The following is a 15,744-nucleotide window of genomic DNA, read 5'->3' as shown; positions in this document are numbered from 1 at the left end:
CGGCGGCACCCGCCGGCCCCGTCCGCACCCCGTGCCCGGAGGTGACCGCTTGAACGCCACCGCTCCGCGGGCCCGGCCCCAGGCTCCGGCCGAGGGCGAGGAGGAACTGCGCTGGTACATCCACAGCAAGGGCAACGCCGACCAGGTCCGCTCCGACACCATGGGCGGCTTCCTCCTCGACACGTACGAGCAGGTCGGCCGGCGGCTGGACGCCACCTCGCGGAGGGCCGCGACGCAGAGCGCCCGTGTCTCGGTGGTCGGCGCCGCCGCGACCGGCCTCGGCACCGCCCTGGTGTGGATGGCGATGTCTCGCCCTGGTCGGCGAGAACGGCTCCGGGAAGACCACCCTCGCCAAACTCCTCGCGGGCCTGTACCTGCCCGCGGCCGGTTCAGCGCGGTGGGACGGCCGGGAGACCCGCGACCTCGACCCGCACGCCCTGTGGCGGCAGGTCGCCGTCGTCCCCCAGGACTACGCGCGCTGGCCGATGACCTGCCGCGAGAACATCACCCTGGGCCAGCCCGCGCCCGACGGCGACGCGGCGGTGATGCGCGCCGCCGAGGCCTCCGGCGCGGCCGAGGTCGTCGCCAAGCTCCGCCGGGGCCCGTCCACCCTCCTGGCGGTGGAGTCGAAACCCTTCGCCAGGCCGTGGCCGTCATCGTCCGCGACCGGGGCCGGGTCCTGGTCGCGACGGTCCACTGCGCCGCGCACGGCTGGAGCGGGACGCCGGACCAGTGGGCACGAGACGTGGCGGGCTCGGCGTCCTCGACGCTGGACGGGCTGACGAAACCGGTGGCAAGGGCGCCCGAGGGTCGGGGCCACGGCAGCGCGCTCACCCGCCTGCAACTCCTGATCCGGCGCCCCCACGGCCATGAAGCACATCCACACCGCCCACCCCCACCGCGCCGGCCCTGTCCCCCCGCTGAGAACCGAGATGCATGGGCAGGTTCAGGCGTGGGCCAGTTTCAGTGCCTGCTTCAGGTTGTACTCGGCGATGCCCGCCATGAAGGCCCGGTCGGGGAAGTCCCCATCGAGCAGCCGCAACGGACCCGCCGTCAGCGAAAGCCGCTGCGCGAGCATGTAGAACGCGAGCCGGTCCTGGTCCAAGCCGTCCACATCCAGAGGCTGGTAGGCGTCGTGCAGACGGATTCGCAGGAAGACGTGCTCCCACTCGACGTCGAAGTACATCGATCCCTCGATGTCGATCGCCACGGGATTCCCGTCCGCGTCCACCAGCACATGGTCGGGCCCCAGTTCACCGTGCACGACCGCATACTCCGTGCGTGGCCGCACCGCCGCCGCCAGGCTCAGCAGCCGCTCTTCCAGCCGGCCGCGGACACCCACAATTCGGGGATCGCGCGAGGCCGCCTCGGCGAGGTCCCGCAGCGCGCGGTCAAGAACCACACCCTCGCACGACGTACCGCGCGACGTTCCTCCGGCGTCGACCACTGCCACCTTGCCGTACGCCGGTGCCCGGTGACCTCGCATCGCCTTGAGCGACTCCGCGAGCCGGACCATGACCACAGCCGCCGCGCCCGGGTCGCGCGCGAGCAACTCCTCAAGGCTCTCCCCCGGAAGGTCTTCGACGATCGCAAGGTCCGCATGGCAGTAAGCCCCGTCGCGATCGAGGAGACGGATCGCCGGAACGCGGACGCCGAGCCCGTCCAGCCGCGCGTGCGCGGCCTGGAACAGATCGAGCCCGAGGCCCGGCGAGAACGGGTCGGTGAGGTCGTCGTCGCCCTCGGCCGCCGGCCAGTAGTTCTCGGTGTCGTCCCACAAATAGGCAATCGCCGTCGTCTCGTCGTCCATGACCAGGCGGTACACACCCTTCTTGCTGCCGCCTGCGACCCGCTCGACCCCCTCCAGCCGCCGCCCGTCCCCCAGCGCGGCGCGCGCCGCCCCCGCCAACTGTTCCCGCGTCACTGTCCTGGGTGCCACGTTCCGAACCACCTCTCCATCGCGACAACCCGCGAACCCTACGGGAGCACCAGCGAGGAGGAGACTGGCTCACTCCGCATCCGGGTCCCTGCGAGTCAAGATCACTCACTGCCTTATGGACTGCCCGCGGGCAACTGGTGACAGTTGATCGCGCCGGGTCACCGGCATCAGGCTCTGAACCCGCCGTGCTCAAGGCTATCGAGGAACCACTCACGCGTGGGTTCCTGGGATCCCCGGGCCGTGAGCAGGGCGCGGCGGGCGGCACCGCCTCACCAGGGTCGGCGGTGCAGGGCCATGTGGACGGTGTCGACGGCCTGGATCAGCGCGGCCCGGCTGGTCCCGGTGGGGTGGAGCGCGCCGACGAGCAGGAAGCCGTGCATCACCCCCTGGTAGCGGGTCGACACCACCGGGACGCCGGCCGCGCGGAGCCTGGCGGCGTAGGCCTCGCCCTCGTCCCGCAGTACGTCGGCCTCCGCGGTGACCACGAGCGCCGGGGGAAGTCCGGCGAGCTGTTCCAAGGGGGCCCGCAGGGGTGCCGCGGTGGCCTCCGTCCGGCGGGACGCGTCGGGCAGGTAGTCGTCCCAGAACCGGCGCATGTGCGCGCGGTGCAGGAAGTACCCCGTCGCGAACCGGCGGTAGGACGCGGTGTCGAAGTCCGCGTCGGTCACCGGGCAGAGCAGCACCTGGTGCAGCAGCCGGACGTCCCCGCGCTCGCGGGCCAGCAGCGTCAGGGCCGCCACCAGGTTGGCGCCCGCGGAGTCGCCGACGGCGGCGATCCGGTCCCCCGCCAGTCCGATCGCGCGGCCGTGTTCGTGGATCCAGCGGGCCACCGCGTAGCACTGCTCGACGGCCACCGGATAGCGCGTCGCCGGCGCCCGGTCGTAGTCCACGTACACGACGGCGGCGTCCGCCCCGAGGGCGAAGTCCCGCACCAGTCGCGCGTAGCAGCCGGCGTCGCCGAGCGACCAGCCCAGGCCGGGCAGGAAGAGCACCACGGGAGTCGGCTCGGAGGTGCCGGCGGGCCTGGTCACCTGGACGCGCACCCGCCCGGTCGGTCCGCAGGGAAGGACGAGCCACTCCGTCTCGGTGCCGTACGGATCGTCCGGATCCTGGTCGGCGTCCGGCTTGACGCTCGGAAGGCTGTCGAGGGCGAGGAAGGAGAGGTCCGGAAGTTCCGTCGCCGCCGCTCCGGCCCGGGCGTCCAGGAACTCCTGGAGCTCCCGGTCGAGCACCAGTCTTCGGGCCCGGTGGGGCGTGGGGTCGGACAACTCTTCGCTCCTGGCGTGATCGGAAAGTCGCTGCACGCGGCACGTGCCCCGGGTGTCCACCCGGTCCACACCGGACGGAAGGCCACCCGCCGACGCCGCGAACACGCCACGAGCACGCCACCCGACGCTACTGCCGGGAGTCGGCCCCAGTGGTCTGATCGTGCACGGATTCTATGCCGGGGCGAGTGGTGCGTCATCCGGCACCGGTCCGCGGCGCACCCCGGGTCCGGGTTCCATTCTGTTCCACGGCTCCGGCCCGCCCGTCCCGTGCCCCCTCCCGGGGTGCGATCGTGCGCTGTGGGGCAGGAGTCGGTGCACGGGGAGCACAGACGCGGGCTCAGGAGGGCCGACGGCCGTCGACCCGTGCGGCGTAGGCCTGCCACTCCCGGGGCGAGATCCCGTAGGCCTCGCGGAAGGCGCGGCTGAAGTGGGAGTGGCTGACGAACCCCCACCGGTGCGCGACGGCGGCCACACTGACCGGCCGGTGGGACGGCCGCTCCAGTTCCCGGCGGCAGGCGTCCAGCCGGCGCTGCCGCACCCACTGGCCCACGGTCGTCCCGTCCTGCTGGAACAGCTTGTGCAGGTAGCGCACCGAGATGTGCTGCGACCGGGCGATCGACGCCGGCGCCAGCTCGGGATCGGCGAGGTTCTCCTCGATGTGGGCGCGGATCCGCGCCAGCAGCCGCGCCGAACCGCTCGGATCCTCCGGGGCCTCCCGCTCCAGCAGCTCGGTGACCACCACGGCGAGGATGTCGGAGGCGCTGCGCGCCAGGTAGTCGCCCGGCCGGGCCCGGTGCGCCCGCGCCCGGGCGGCAAGGGTCCGCAGGAGCTGCGAGGCGAGCGACCCGACCCCCTCGCTCCCCCGCACCAGCAGCCCGCCCGTCCGCCGGACGTCGTCGCGGCACACGCCCAGGTAGAAGCACGGGACGCGGTACCGGACCATCCGGCAGCCGGCGTCCCACAGCAGGCCCGCCGGATGCGGGGAGGTGCCGATCAGCAGGTCCCCGGGAGCGAGCACCGTGCTGGTGCCGTGGCGCCGGACGAGGGCCGAGCCGTCGGCGTGCAGGACGACGTGGAGGCAGTCCTCGGGGTCGACGCCGGGGGGCGCCGCGAGGATGTCGATGCAGCCTTCGGCGTCCCGGGCGAGCCGGGGGTACTCGTTCTCGGGGAGGGGGGAGGGTCCCGACGGGATCACCGGGGGCTCCGATCGGTTCGTAGGGTGCTGGGGACATTTCGTGGGAGCCGGGGACATGGGGACGGCCGCTCACCACGACGGTGTTCAAGATCCTTCCGGCGCCATTCATACAAGGCCCGAAACAGGTCGACAAACATTCAACAATCGCCGTCCCCGCAGCGCGAGCCGGTCCGGACGAGCGGCCGCCGCGGGCGCCGCCGATCCGTCGGACAGGTCCGGGCGCGCGTGAAATCGCCCTTGCGGCAAGGGCGTTCGGCCCGGGGCGGCAAGACGGCGACAACCGGGGCGGCGAGCCGGACCGAACAGCCGCGACGGCGGAGCACCCCCGTCCCACCCCGTCACCGGTGCGCAGACCGGCACGTCGCGGTGCGCCGCCGGAACATCGGCCGCCGGCGCCGCTTCCGGTGACGCCCTGGACGGCCCCGGGACACCCGGTGCCCGCGGACGGCGTACCCTCGGGTAGCCGCGAACGGCGGCAGAACAGGATCGTCCGCGGACACGGGCCGGGCCGGACACGGGCCGGACACGGGCCGGACACGGGCCGAGCCGGACACGGCTCCGGCGGACGGGTGCGAACGGGAAGGCGTCAATGGCAGGGTCGGGCGGTCCGCTGTCCCGCAGTGGCCTCCGCGGACGGGAGGCCGAGCTCGACGAGCTCCAGGCGCTGATCACCTCGGTGGCCCGCACCGGAAGCGGCGGGCTGGCCCTGATCCACGGGGAACCGGGCATCGGCAAGACCACCCTGCTCGCCGAGGCCGCCTCCAGGGCCGGGGCGGCGGGCTTCTCGGTCGGCCTCGGCAGGGCCGACGAACTGCACCACGTCGTGCCGCTGTCCTCCCTGGCCGCCAGCGTCCTGCAGGGCGACCCGCCACTGCTCTCCGGCGACGCCTTCGCCGATCTCGCCCGCCATCACGACCAGCGGATCTGGCTGGTGGAGCGCCTGGCGGAGGCGATCGAGGCCAGGGCCGGCAGCACACCGGTGCTGATCGGCCTGGACGACGTGCAGTGGGCCGACGCGCTCAGCCGGTTCGCCCTGCAGCAGCTCCCGACCCGCCTGCGGACCTCGCCGGTGCTCTGGATCCTGACCGGGCGACGGGAGCCCGCCGAACCGGCGGAGGAGATCGTCGCGGCCGCGACCGGCAGCCTGCCGACCGTCACGGTGTCCCTGGGCCCGCTGTCCGGCGCCGCCATCGGCCAGCTGGCCGACGACACCCTCGGCACGGCGGTCGACGCCCGGGTCCGCGACCTGCTCGACGGCGCCGGCGGCAACCCGTTCCTGGCCGTCGAGATGCTGGCCGGGCTGCGGACCGCCGACACCTCGGCGGAGGCCGTGCCCTCCGGGCTGGTGGTCGGCGTGCGCGGCCGCCTCAGGTCCCTGCGGCCGGACACGCTGCGCTTCCTCCGGATGGGAGCGGTGCTGGGACGCCGGTTCGGCTTCCACGACGCCGCCGCGCTCTGCGACCGGCCGGCCGCCGCGCTGATCCCTGCCCTGGAGGAGGCCGTGCGGGCCGGGCTCCTGGACGACGACGGCGAGCAGCTGGTCTTCCGCCACGACCTGCTGCGCCAGGCGGTCTACGCCGACATCCCGCCGTCGGCCCGCAAGGCCCTGCACCGCGAGGCGGCGCACCGCCTCGTCGCCGCGGGCCGGCCGCCGGCCGACGCGGTGCCGCACCTCCTCCGGGGCTCGCTGCCCGGGGACGAGGAGGCGGTGGCGCTGCTGCGGCGGGCGTCCGACGACGTGCTGCCGGTCACGCCGGGCCTGGCGGCCGACCTCATCACGCGCGCCCTCGACCTGGTGCCGGCGCCGGGTCCGCTGAGGTTCTCCGTGGGCGAGCAGGCGATCCTCACGCTGACCCGGGCCGGCCGGAACCGGGAGGCGCTGTCGGCGGGCGACCGGCTGCTGGCCGACCGTCCGCCGCTGGAGGTGTTCGGCCGGCTCCAGTCCGCCCTCGGCGGGACGCTGTGGACCATGGACCTCGCCGAGGAGCTGCGCCGCCGGACCGAGGCCGCCCTGGCCGTGGGCGGCGCCGCCCCGGAGATCTGCGCGCGGCTGGCCGCCCTGCGCGCCCTGGCCCTGTCCCGGGGCCACGATCTCGCCGCGGCACGCGAGGCCGGCGAGAGCGCGCTGCGCGACGCGACCGCGGCCGGGGACCGGGAGGCCCACGTGCTGGCCCTCTCCGGGCTCGGCGAGATCGCGCTGAACGCGGGTGAGAACGCGCTCGCGCTGGAGCGCTTCGCCGCGCTGAGCGCCGTCGATTCCGTGTTCCTCCCCGAGGAGATCGTCGCGCACCTGCACCTGGACGACTTCGGGTCCGCCGAGCGCCTGCTCCTGCGGGCGGCGGAGAAGGCCGGGACGACGCGTCAGGCCATGCTGCTGTGGGCGCAGGGCCAGCACGACCTGGGGCTCGGCCGGCTCGACGACGCCGACGCCGGCTTCGCGACCATGGAGCGCCTGGAGAACGAGGTGCGGGTCCCCGTCCAGCAGGTGAACGGCCGGGTGATCCGCTCCCGGACCGCCCTGCTGCGCGGCGACCGGGAGGCGGCGCGGGAGCACCTGGCCGCGGCGCGGGAAGGGCTGGCGGCCAAGCCGAATCCGGGCAACACGGCCGCGGTCCGCTTCCTGGAGGCCGTCCACGCCGAGGCCGAGGGGGACACCGGCCTCGCCGTCGACCGGATCCGCCAGGTCCAGCGGGAAGGATCGTTCATGCGCTGGCGGCTGCTGCGCGACTGGGTCGACTCCGCGGTCCGGATGTCCCTGCGCGACGGGAACCACGCACTCGCCGAGGAGCTCGCCGCGCAGGCCGAGGCCCACGCGGAGCGCAACCCGTCCGTGCCGACCGCCGCCGGCATCGCGGCGCAGGCCCGCGGGCTCGTGCGGAACGATCCCGCCCTGCTCGAACACTCCGTGGAACTGCTCGGGGCGGGCCCCCGCCCGCTGGCCCGGGCCGCCGCGTACGCCGACCTCGGGCGGGCGTTCCTGGCGGCGGGCCGCAAGGACCGGGCGGTGGCCGCGCTGGCCCACGCGCGCGGCGCGTTCGCCGAGGCGGGCGCCCACGCCGCGGCGGCACGCCTGCAGCGCGCCCTCGACGGCGCCGGGGCCGGCGGCCGCCGGGCGGCCGGCGCACCGCGTCCCGTCCATGGCTGGGGGTCCCTCACGGCCTCCGAGGAGAAGGTCGCGCGCCTCATCGCCCAGGGCCACACCAACCGGTCGGCCGCCGACGCGCTGGTGGTGTCCCCGCACACGGTCAACACCCATCTGACGTCGGTCTTCCGCAAACTCTCGATCAGCTCCCGGGTCCAGCTCGCCAACCTGGTCACGTCCTTGCCCGACAACTGACCGGGACCGGCCGGTCGGCCGGCGCTTCACGGCCCAGCGCATGGCGGCCGCCGACTACCTGCTGGACGCCCCGCACGCCGTGGTGCCGCGGCAGGGCTTCCGGACACCCGGATCCGATGGAAACCCCAGGGGTGTTTAAATGGCGTTCGAACAGAGGAGTCCGGTTGGGCCGTTGCTGACGGCGCTCCGTGTCCCCCCACCCACGACCGCCCCCGGTCACCCCGTCACCCGTTGAAGGCACCAGCATGATGTCACCGGCCAGACCGTCGGTGCGGCGGATCGCCGCCCTCCTGACCGGAACCGTCCTCCTGGTACCGGCCCTCGCCGGGTGCGGCGACGGAGCCGGGTCCCGGTCCGCCGAGGGCGAGGTCACCTCGATCACCGCGCTCGACTACTACACCGACGCGACCGAGCACGCCCAGTGGGGCGCCCTGCTCGACGCGTGCGGCCGGAGCGCCGGCGTGAAGGTCGAGCAGACCAGCGTCCCGGGGGCGTCGCTCGTCCCCAAGGTCCTCCAGCAGGCCTCGTCGCGCACCCTGCCCGATCTGCTGATGCTCGACAACCCCGACCTGCAGCAGATCGCACAGACCGGCGCGCTGGCCCCGCTGGACGAGTTCGGCATCGACGCCGACGGGTTCGCCGAGGGCATCCGGTCGGCGGGCAGCTACCGGGGAAAGGTGTACGGACTGGCCCCCAACGTCAGCACCGTCGCCCTGATCTACAACAAGGACATGCTCGCCGAGGCCGGTGTCGCCGTGCCGAGGACCTGGGAGGAGCTGAAGGCGGCCGCCGCCGCACTGACCCGTCCCGGGCGCTACGGCATGGCGGTCGACGCGAACGCCACCTTCGAGGGCACCTGGCAGTTCCTGCCCTTCCTGTGGTCCAACGGCGGCGACGAGCGGCAGCTGGACACCCCCCAGGCCGCCCAGGCGCTCCGGCTCTGGGTCGACCTGGTGAACAGCGGGTCGATGTCGAAGTCGGTGCTGAACTGGACGCAGGCCGACGTCCACGACCAGTTCGTCGCCGGCCGGACCGCCATGATGATCAACGGCCCGTGGCGGATCCCGGCCCTGAACCAGCAGGCGGGCCTGCACTGGGACGTGGCTCCCGTGCCCGTCCCCCAGCTGGGACAGACCCCGGTCACCCCGCTCGGCGGCGAGGTGTGGACCGTCCCCGAAGGCCCCTCCAGGGCCCGGCAGGAGAAGGCCGCACAGGTCCTCGCCTGTCTGAACACCTCCTCGAACATGCTCACCGCGGCCCGGGACCACTTCACCGTGCCCTCCCGCACCGCGGTGGCCGCCGAGTACGCCGCGCAGACCCCGTCGATGGCCGCCTTCGCGAGGAGCGTGGAAGCGGCACGCGCCCGGACCGCCCAGCTCGGCGTCGACTGGCCCGCCGCGGCCACGGGGATCTACACCGCGGTCCAGTCCGCGCTGACGGGCGAGCGGACCCCGGAGGAGGCCCTCAGGCATGCGCAGCGGCTCGCGACCGGCAACTGACCGCTCCCCGAAGCGGTTCGGCCCGGCGCGGTTCGGCCCGGCGCGGTTCAGGGAGCGGGCGGCGCAGTGGATGTTCGTCGCGCCGGCCGCGGCCTACCTGGTGCTGTTCTTCGGCGGCCCGCTCGTCAAGAACATCGTGATGAGCTTCCAGCAGTACACGGTCACCAGCTTCCACACGGGTGACGCGCCGTTCGTCGGGCTGCGGAACTACGCGAGGGTCCTCTCCTCGCAACTGTTCCCCGAAACCCTGCTGACCACGGTCCTGTTCACCGTCGGCTCGGTGCTGGGGCAGTTCACGCTCGGTCTGGCCCTCGCCCTGTTCTTCCGGCGCCGCTTCCCGCTCAACGGCGTGCTGCGCTCGCTCCTCCTGCTGCCGTGGCTGCTGCCGCTGGTCGCCTCCGGCACCGTCTGGCGGTGGATGCTCGACGCCGACGCGGGGGTCGTCAACGCGGTGCTGCGCGGCCTGCACCTCTCCTCCTCCGGCGTCCCCTGGCTGACCGGCACCTCGCAGGCGCTGGTCTCGGTGGTCCTCGTCAACATCTGGGTCGGCGTCCCCTTCAACACCGCGCTCCTGTACGGCGGGCTGCAGGAGATCCCCACCGAGCTGTACGAGGCGGCGAAGCTGGACGGCGCCGGGCCGGCGGCCTCGTTCCGCCACATCACCTGGCCGCTGCTGCGGCCCGTGGTGAGCGTCGTGCTGGTGCTGGGCGTGGTCTACACGCTCAAGGTGCTGGACATCATCCTGGTGGTGACGGGCGGCGGACCCGCCAACGCCACGGAGACCCTCGCCACCCAGTCCTACGAACTGTCCTTCCGACAGTTCGACTTCGGGCGCGGTGCCGCGATGGGCAACCTGCTCGTCGTCCTGTCGTTCGTGTTCGCCCTCGTCCACCTGCGCGCCGGCCGACGCGCCCGGACCACCGGGGAGGCCGCCTCGTGAGCGGCCCCGTGAAGCGCGCGCCCGGCCGCCGCGGATGGCTGTCCACCCTCATCGGGACCGCTCTGCTCGCGCTGATGCTCTTCCCCGTCTACTGGATGGTGAACGCCTCGCTCCAGCCGGCCGGCGACACCGTGCGGGGAGGGTGGTTCCCGCTCCACCCCGACTTCGGCGGATACGCGACCGCCCTGCGCGACCAGGGGCCCAACCTCGTCACCAGCCTCGTCGTGTCCCTCGGCAGCGTGGCGCTCAGCCTCGCGCTCGCCGCGCCGGCGGCCTACGCCCTGGCCCGGTTCCGGCTGCGCGGGACGGGACTCGTGCTGCTCGGCGTCCTGGTCACCCAACTGGTGCCGGGCATGGTCGTCGCCAACGCGCTCTACGGCGCCTACGTCGACCTGGGGCTGCTGAACTCCCGCCTCGGGCTGGTCCTCGCCGACTCCACCGCCGGAGTCCCCTTCGCGATCCTCGTCCTGCACGCGTTCATGCGGAGCATTCCCGGGGAGATCGTCGAGGCCGCGCGCCTGGACGGCGCCGGCCCGCTGCGGGTCTTCCGCTCCGTGGTGCTGCCGCTGAGCAGGAACGCCCTGATCACGGCCGCCGTCTTCACCTTCCTCTTCGCCTGGGGCGACGTCCTCTTCGCCCTCACCCTGACCACCACGGACACCGTCCGGCCGATCACCCTGGGCGTCTACCAGTACCTCGGCGCCCACACCGACCGGTGGAACGCCGTCATGGCCACCGCCGTCCTGGCCTCCGTTCCCGCCGCCGTGCTGCTCGTCCTCGCGCAGCGCCACCTCGCCACCGCCGCCACCGACGGGGCCCTCAAGTGAGCAGCCGCCCCGTTCGGCCCGGTCCGTTCCCGGATCTAGCGGGTTCACGTGATGTGCCCCCGCCGCCCCGCTGACAGGGTGGTGTTCCGGAAGGCACATCAGCGGGAGGAAGGGAGCCCATGGCACCCGGCGTTCAGGACGTCAAGGAGGGGAGCGCCTCCCTCTCCACCGCGCCGCTGTCCGCGTCCGACCGGGCGGAGGCCTGGCACGAGGCGGTGTCCCACACCTTCATGCCGATGACGGTGCGATTCCTCGAAGAGGTGCCGTCGCCCGGGACGCTCGTCAGCCACCGGCTGGGCCCGGTGCGGATATCGAGGATCCAGGCGGGGCCGCAGATGGTCACCCGCGGCCGGCGCATGATCGCCGCCGGCGGACCTCCCTCGCTCATCCTGAGCCTCCAGGAGCGCGGCACCGCGCTGAAGGAACAGGACGGGCGGGAGTCGCTCGTCCGGCCGGGCGAGTTCTCCCTCACCGACTCGTCCCGCGCCTTCCGGAAGAAGATCGACGAGGACTTCACCTTCACGTCCTTCCACTTCCCCCGCGCGGAGCTGGACGTGCCGGAGAAGGCGCTGCGGGGGCTGACCGCCACGGCGTTCAGCCGCGCCGAGGGCAGCGCCGCACTCCTGGCGACCTATCTGACGCGGCTGGCGCGCGAGGCGGCGGGGCTGGAGGAGGGCGTCGGACGCCGCGCCGCGGCGACGGCGCTCGACCTGCTGGCGCTGCTCGTCGACGACCGCAGCGGGCAGGCCCGGTCCCAGGACTCGCAGAGCGCGGCCTCGTTGGAGCGGGTCAAGGACCACATCCTGCGCAACCTCCGCGATCCCGACCTGTCGCCGTCGAGGATCGCCGAGGCGAACCACATGTCGCTCCGCCTCCTCCACAAGCTGTTCCAGCAGGAGGGCGTCACCCTCGGCACCTGGATCCGCACCCAGCGGCTGGAGCGCTGCAGCCGGGACCTCCTCCGGCCGATGGCCGAGGAGCTCGGGGTGGCGGGGATCGCCCGGCGCTGGGGCTTCGCCAACTCCAGCCACTTCAGCCGTACCTTCCGCGAGGCGTACGGCGTCTCCCCGAGGGACTGGCAGGTCCGCGGCAGGCCGGCGGACTGACGCGCCCGCCACCTCCTCGCGTCCGGCGGCGGTCAGCCCCGGAAGAACGCGAGCATCCTCCGGCCGGCGTCCGGCGACGCCAGGACCTCCTGGATCCGCGCGGACTGCCGGGCGGCGGCGCCGGTGCGTTCGGCCATCTCGCGTTCGTACTCCCGGACGGCGGCGGGGACGTCGTCCCGGTGCGCGGCCAGGGCGAGGCCGAGCAGGGCGCCGTCGAGCAGCGCCATGTTGGCGCCCTGCCCCACCGGCGGCATCAGGTGCGCCGCGTCGCCGAGCAGCGTGACGTCCGGCGCCGACGGCCAGGTCAGGCCGACCGGCAGCGTGGTGATCGGCCGCGGCACGATCGTGTCCTCGCAGGCCGCGATCAGGGCCAGGAACCGCGGGTCCCAGCCGGCGAAGAGGTCGATCAGCCGGGTCCGGGCGGCGGCCGGATCGTCGAACGGGATCCCGCTCGCGGCGAACCAGTCCTCGTCGGTGCGGTAGAAGCTGAGGTAGACGCGGACCCGGCCGTCGCCGTTCCGCTGCGCCGCCAGGGACTGTCCGTCGCCGAGCACCCAGTAGTTGCCGCGCCCGACCATCGCCGCGAGGTCGGGGTGGGCGCGGTCGATGTCCGGAATGCCGAGCTCGACGACGTTCTGGCCGGTGTGCGCCGGCCGGGCGTCGGTGAGCAGGGCGCGGACCCGGGAGTTCGCGCCGTCGGCGCCGACCAGCAGGTCGTACCCGGCGCCGCCGCCGTCGGCGAACCGCAGCCGGCCGGCGGCGGCCGAGGTGAACTCGTGCCCCCAGCGCACCGCGTGCTCGGGGAGGGAGTCCAGCAGCAGGTCGCGCAGATCGGCGCGGTCGACCTCCGGCTGTTCGAGCGGGGCGTCGTCGGGCGTGTCCTCCTGGAGCAGCAGGGTGCCGTCCGGTTCGAGCAGCCGCAGGTCCTGGCCCTCACCACGGGCGATCGCGTGGAAGCCGTCGATCAGGCCGGCCGTGCGCAGCGCCCGCTGCCCGGTCCCGGAGTGCAGGTCGAGCATCCCGCCCTGCCCGCGCGCGCCGCGCTCCGGTTCACGCTCGTACACGACGGCGTCGATGCCGTTGACGTGCAGCACACGGGCCAGGAGCAGGCCGCCCAGGCCGGCTCCGACGATGGCGATGGTCATGATGGCCCCCCGGCGATCCACTGTATCGGTCAATACACTGTATCGCTCAACCCCTGTAGGGTGACGGCATGGTGGTGTGGGAGAGGCCGGAGCCGCCGGATCGACCGGTTCCGGCCGCGTTGAGCCGGGACCGGATCGTGCGCGCGGCGATCCCGCTGGCCGACGCGGACGGCCTGGAGGCGGTGTCGCTGCGCAAGGTCGCGGCCGCGCTCGGCGTCGGGCCGATGCGGCTGTACGGCTACATCGGCACCAAGGACGAGTTGCTCGACCTGATGGTCGACGCGGTCCACGCCGAGATCCGGCCGACCGGGGACGGCCGGCGGGAGGTGCTGCACTCCCTGGCCGACGCCACCCGGCAGGCCGCCCACCGGCACGAGTGGTTCGCCGACCTGATCGGCGGGAGGCCGCAGCTCGGGCCGCACGCGCTGGCCGTCGGGGAGGCGGTGCTGGCCGCGATGGGCGATGCCGACCTGGAGGTCACCGTCCCGGCGGTCGCCGCGGTCAACGCGTACGTGATCGGCGCGGTGCGCCGCGAGATCGCCGAACGGCGCGCCGAGCGGGCCACCGGGATGGACCTGAGGCAGTGGCAGGCCGCCTCGGGGCCCTACCTGAAGCGGACCCTGGCCACGGGCCGGTACCCCGCGCTGGCCGCCGTCGTCCGCGACGGCCCCCACCTGGACGCCGACCGGACCTTCCGGATCGGCCTCGGCTTCCTCCTCGACGGCATCGAGGCCCGCCTCGCGGACTGACGCCGGGCTCGCCGTGCGCGGCGGGGCCGGTCGGCACGCATCGCGGTCGAACGGCCGGGCGCCCCGGCCCCGTTCCCCCTGACGCGTCGTGCTAGCGTCCCCGGTCGAGGGGGAGGGTGGGACGCATGGGGAGATCGCTACGGTGGGCGGGGCCCGCCCTGGCCACCGCGGTGGCCGCTTCACTGGTCGCCGCGCTGGCGGTCGCGGGGGTGGCCGGTTACCGGTGGCTCTCCGACGGCAACGGGCACCCGTTCGGCGACGAACGCGCCTGCGCGGGAACCGATGTGCCGCTGGAACGGGCCCTGGAGGCCCGGGGCATCACGCTGCCCCCGGACGCGGCGGACGTGCACTACACCGCCCGCGCCCGTCCGCCGGACGGGGAGCCGAAGCTGACCGTGGCCTTCCGGAGCACCCGGCAGGCGATGAGCGCCCATCTGACCGCGAACGGTCTGGACGCCGGCCGGCTCACCCGCCTCGACGAGGGCCCGTTCATGGTCGGCGACGTGTTCGACCTGCCGCGCGGCACGTGCGGGAACACGGGCCGGGCCCCGGCCGTCGCGATCCCCCAGGGGCCGACCTCCACCGGGACGGCCTACACCGTCGCGGTCGAGTTGGACGGCCACGCGATCCGGAGCAGCACGGCCGTCCTCCTCAGCGTCCCGTCGACCGGCTGATCCGCCCGCCGCCCGTCGGGCTGTAGAGGCGTCGGGCTGTCGAGCCGTCAGGGCATCAGGGCGTCAGGGCGTCTGGACCGGGGCGCCCAGGCGGTAGTCGTGGGCGGAGAAGGCGGCTGCGACGGCGAAGCGGTCGGCGCGGACGAGTGTCTGGCGCCACTCGATCAGGCGCCCGTCGGTGTCGCGGCCGAGGCGGTCGATCGCGAGGAGCGCGGTGGTCGGGGGGCAGTCGAGCAGGATGCGCTCTCCCCGGCCGGGGACGACGGCGCGGATGCGTTCCCAGCCGCCGTCGATGCGGCTGCCGCAGTGGCGTTCGAGTTCGTCGTAGAGCGCGGTGTGGGTGAAGTCGACGTCCAGCAGCGGGTGGGCGACGTCCGCGGGGAGCCAGACGCGGTCGACGGCGAGCGGCTCCTCGTCGGCCAGGCGGACGCGTTCGAGGTAGACCAGCGGTGTGGACTCCTCAAGACCCAGGCGGGCGGCGATCACGCCGTCGGCACGCCGGTCGAGCGCGCGCACGACGCTGCGCTGGACGGCGCCGACCTCCTCGACGGCGCGGAACAGGCTGTACGCCTCACCGACGTCCTGTTCCAGCGGGCGGCTCGCGGTGAACCGGGAGGCCTTGCCGCGCTGCGCGCTGACGACGCCCTCCTCCCGGAGCGTCCGGAGGGCCTCGCGCACCGTGTGCCGGCTGACCCGGTACTCGGCGACGAGCTCGTGCTCGCCGGGGAAGACGTCACGGAACTCGCCCTCGTCGAGCCGGCGCAGCAGGTCGGCGCGCAGCTGCGCCCAGAGCGGGTTGCCCGCGGCTCGGGTGAGGGGCCTGGGGCCGGGCTCGGAGGTCACGGCGTCGTCCTGGGGGTCAGGGGTCGGATGGGTGGTGAGGGGCACGCATGGAATGTTCGTACCTCTGCGGGGATAGCACAAAATCGGCGCCCGCCGGTCCCGGCGGGCGCCGACGCGGACCGCGGTGGGCGCGGGCCCGGGGGGGGGTGCCCGGGCCCGGCCCCGGGGCCCGCCGAACGGCCCCCCCCACAAAAATGCGGGCCCCCCCCCCCGCCAGGCCACCGC

Annotated in this window: 13 protein-coding genes; 8 read left to right on the top strand and 5 right to left on the bottom strand. The window is 74.2% G+C overall.

Annotated elements, in window-relative coordinates:
* Positions 1-245 precede the first annotated feature (245 nt).
* Complete coding sequence (locus ACFC0B_RS07380) at positions 246-782, top strand: ATP-binding cassette domain-containing protein (RefSeq protein WP_376083464.1); 537 nt, start codon at positions 246-248, stop codon at positions 780-782.
* 164 nt (positions 783-946) lie between these two features.
* Here the strand turns inward: ACFC0B_RS07380 and ACFC0B_RS07375 are convergent, their stop codons facing one another.
* The 3 genes from ACFC0B_RS07375 to ACFC0B_RS07365 form a co-directional block, all read right to left on the bottom strand.
* Entirely contained in the window at positions 947-1,921 is a 975-nt protein-coding gene (locus ACFC0B_RS07375; RefSeq protein WP_376083602.1) for a phosphotransferase family protein, read from the bottom strand.
* A gap of 284 nt (positions 1,922-2,205) precedes the next feature.
* Complete coding sequence (locus ACFC0B_RS07370; protein WP_376083462.1) at positions 2,206-3,204, bottom strand: alpha/beta hydrolase; 999 nt, start codon at positions 3,202-3,204, stop codon at positions 2,206-2,208.
* A 337-nt stretch (positions 3,205-3,541) separates the two neighbouring features.
* Positions 3,542-4,399 (bottom strand): helix-turn-helix domain-containing protein, encoded by an 858-nt coding sequence (locus ACFC0B_RS07365; RefSeq protein ID WP_376083460.1) that lies wholly within the window; start codon positions 4,397-4,399, stop codon positions 3,542-3,544.
* Between the two features lie 589 nt (positions 4,400-4,988).
* Between ACFC0B_RS07365 and ACFC0B_RS07360 the strand changes: the two genes are divergently transcribed.
* The 5 genes from ACFC0B_RS07360 (at position 4,989) to ACFC0B_RS07340 (ending at position 12,108) form a co-directional block, all read left to right on the top strand.
* Entirely contained in the window at positions 4,989-7,736 is a 2,748-nt protein-coding gene (locus ACFC0B_RS07360) for an AAA family ATPase (RefSeq protein WP_376083458.1), read from the top strand.
* Between the two features lie 248 nt (positions 7,737-7,984).
* A complete protein-coding gene (locus ACFC0B_RS07355; RefSeq protein ID WP_376083457.1) occupies positions 7,985-9,235 on the top strand; it encodes an extracellular solute-binding protein in 1,251 nt (416 codons plus the stop codon).
* Positions 9,207-10,175, top strand: a complete 969-nt coding sequence (locus ACFC0B_RS07350) for a carbohydrate ABC transporter permease (protein ID WP_376083455.1) — start codon at positions 9,207-9,209, stop codon at positions 10,173-10,175. The genes ACFC0B_RS07355 and ACFC0B_RS07350 overlap by 29 nt, the downstream gene beginning before the upstream one ends.
* 8 nt (positions 10,176-10,183) lie before the next feature.
* Entirely contained in the window at positions 10,184-11,002 is an 819-nt protein-coding gene (locus ACFC0B_RS07345; RefSeq protein ID WP_376083600.1) for a carbohydrate ABC transporter permease, read from the top strand.
* Positions 11,003-11,121: 119 nt separating this feature from the next.
* A complete protein-coding gene (locus ACFC0B_RS07340; protein ID WP_376083453.1) occupies positions 11,122-12,108 on the top strand; it encodes a helix-turn-helix domain-containing protein in 987 nt (328 codons plus the stop codon).
* Positions 12,109-12,140: 32 nt separating this feature from the next.
* Here the strand turns inward: ACFC0B_RS07340 and ACFC0B_RS07335 are convergent, their stop codons facing one another.
* Positions 12,141-13,253 carry an FAD-dependent oxidoreductase gene (locus ACFC0B_RS07335; RefSeq protein ID WP_376083451.1) on the bottom strand — a complete coding sequence of 371 codons (1,113 nt, stop codon included), beginning with the start codon at positions 13,251-13,253 and terminating at the stop codon, positions 12,141-12,143.
* 68 nt (positions 13,254-13,321) lie between these two features.
* On the opposite strand from ACFC0B_RS07335, the gene ACFC0B_RS07330 reads away from it, so the two are divergent.
* Complete coding sequence (locus ACFC0B_RS07330) at positions 13,322-14,002, top strand: TetR/AcrR family transcriptional regulator (RefSeq protein ID WP_376083450.1); 681 nt, start codon at positions 13,322-13,324, stop codon at positions 14,000-14,002.
* A gap of 125 nt (positions 14,003-14,127) precedes the next feature.
* A complete protein-coding gene (locus ACFC0B_RS07325) occupies positions 14,128-14,676 on the top strand; it encodes a hypothetical protein (protein ID WP_376083448.1) in 549 nt (182 codons plus the stop codon).
* Positions 14,677-14,739: 63 nt separating this feature from the next.
* Here the strand turns inward: ACFC0B_RS07325 and ACFC0B_RS07320 are convergent, their stop codons facing one another.
* Positions 14,740-15,519: a GntR family transcriptional regulator gene (locus ACFC0B_RS07320; protein ID WP_376083447.1), complete on the bottom strand. Its 780-nt coding sequence runs from the start codon at positions 15,517-15,519 to the stop codon at positions 14,740-14,742.
* Positions 15,520-15,744: the final 225 nt, after the last annotated feature.

The organism is Kitasatospora sp. NPDC056184, assembly GCF_042268405.1.
Taxonomy (GTDB): domain Bacteria; phylum Actinomycetota; class Actinomycetes; order Streptomycetales; family Streptomycetaceae; genus Kitasatospora.
This window is presented reverse-complemented; position numbering and strand designations above follow the sequence as displayed.